The 1188-nt window shown below is 35.0% G+C and carries 4 protein-coding genes; all 4 read left to right on the top strand.

Annotation, left to right across the window (positions count from 1 at the left end; genetic code table 11):
* Window positions 1-92: 92 nt before the first annotated feature.
* From BWI92_RS26540 to BWI92_RS26525, 4 genes are read left to right on the top strand one after another with little or no spacing between them, the layout of a single operon-like run.
* A complete protein-coding gene (locus tag BWI92_RS26540) occupies window positions 93-272 on the top strand; it encodes a hypothetical protein (protein ID WP_095161366.1) in 180 nt (59 codons plus the stop codon).
* A 59-nt stretch (window positions 273-331) separates the two neighbouring features.
* On the top strand, window positions 332-511 hold the full coding sequence (locus BWI92_RS26535) for a hypothetical protein (protein ID WP_095161367.1): 180 nt from the start codon (window positions 332-334) through the stop codon (window positions 509-511).
* A 59-nt stretch (window positions 512-570) separates the two neighbouring features.
* Entirely contained in the window at window positions 571-750 is a 180-nt protein-coding gene (locus BWI92_RS26530) for a hypothetical protein (RefSeq protein ID WP_095161367.1), read from the top strand.
* 59 nt (window positions 751-809) lie between these two features.
* On the top strand, window positions 810-989 hold the full coding sequence (locus tag BWI92_RS26525; RefSeq protein WP_095168633.1) for a hypothetical protein: 180 nt from the start codon (window positions 810-812) through the stop codon (window positions 987-989).
* Window positions 990-1188 lie beyond the last annotated feature (199 nt).

The raw sequence follows: 1188 nt of genomic DNA, 5'->3' as shown, positions 1-1188 counted from the left end.
CAATGATACCGCTTCAATTATCTCGAACTTCTAAGAATAGCCCTTTTTATCAATAACAACACAACATTCAAAAATTTAAAACTCTTATTGCCATGAAATCTATCACAACTAACAACAAGCTTTCTGTTTCTAAATCTACTGTAGCAAAATTCAACAACCAAGATACCCTTAACCACAAAACGGCTTCGATTATCTCAAACGTTGGCGCTCAGTACACGGCCTCGATCATTTCGAATTTCAATGATACCGCTTCAATTATCTCGAATTTCTAAGAATAGCCCTTTTTTACCAATAACAACACAACATTCAAAAATTTAAAACTCTTATTGCCATGAAATCTATCACAACTAACAACAAGCTTTCTGTTTCTAAATCTACTGTAGCAAAATTCAACAATCAAGATAGCCTTAACCACAAAACGGCTTCGATTATCTCAAACGTTGGCGCTCAGTACACCGCCTCGATCATTTCGAATTTCAATGATACCGCTTCAATTATCTCGAATTTCTAAGAATAGCCCTTTTTTACCAATAACAACACAACATTCAAAAATTTAAAACTCTTATTGCCATGAAATCTATCACAACTAACAACAAGCTTTCTGTTTCTAAATCTACTGTAGCAAAATTCAACAACCAAGATAGCCTTAACCACAAAACGGCTTCGATTATCTCAAACGTTGGCGCTCAGTACACCGCCTCGATTATTTCGAATTTCAATGATACCGCTTCAATTATCTCGAATTTCTAAGAATAGCCCTTTTTTACCAATAACAACACAACATTCAAAAATTTAAAACTCTTATTGCCATGAAATCTATCGCAACTAACAACAAGCTTTCTGTTTCTAAATCTACTGTAGCAAAATTCAACAACCAAGATAGCCTTAACCACAAAACGGCTTCGATTATCTCAAACGTTGGCGCTCAGTACACTGCCTCGATCATTTCGAATTTCAATGATACCGCTTCAATTATCTCGAACTTCTAAGAATAGCCCTTTTTATCAATAACAACACAACATTCAAAAATTTAAAACTCTTATTGCCATGAAATCTATCACAACTAACAACAAGCTTTCTGTTTCTAAATCTACTGTAGCAAAATCAACAACCAAGATAGCCTTAACCACAAAACGGCTTCGATTATCTCAAACGTTGGCGCTCAGTACACGCCTCGATTATTTCGAA

It is taken from the genome of Flectobacillus sp. BAB-3569, assembly GCF_002270355.1.
GTDB classification, from domain to species: domain Bacteria; phylum Bacteroidota; class Bacteroidia; order Cytophagales; family Spirosomataceae; genus Flectobacillus; species Flectobacillus roseus.
The sequence above is the reverse complement of the archived record's forward strand: the minus strand, read 5'-3'. Positions and strand labels throughout refer to the sequence as shown.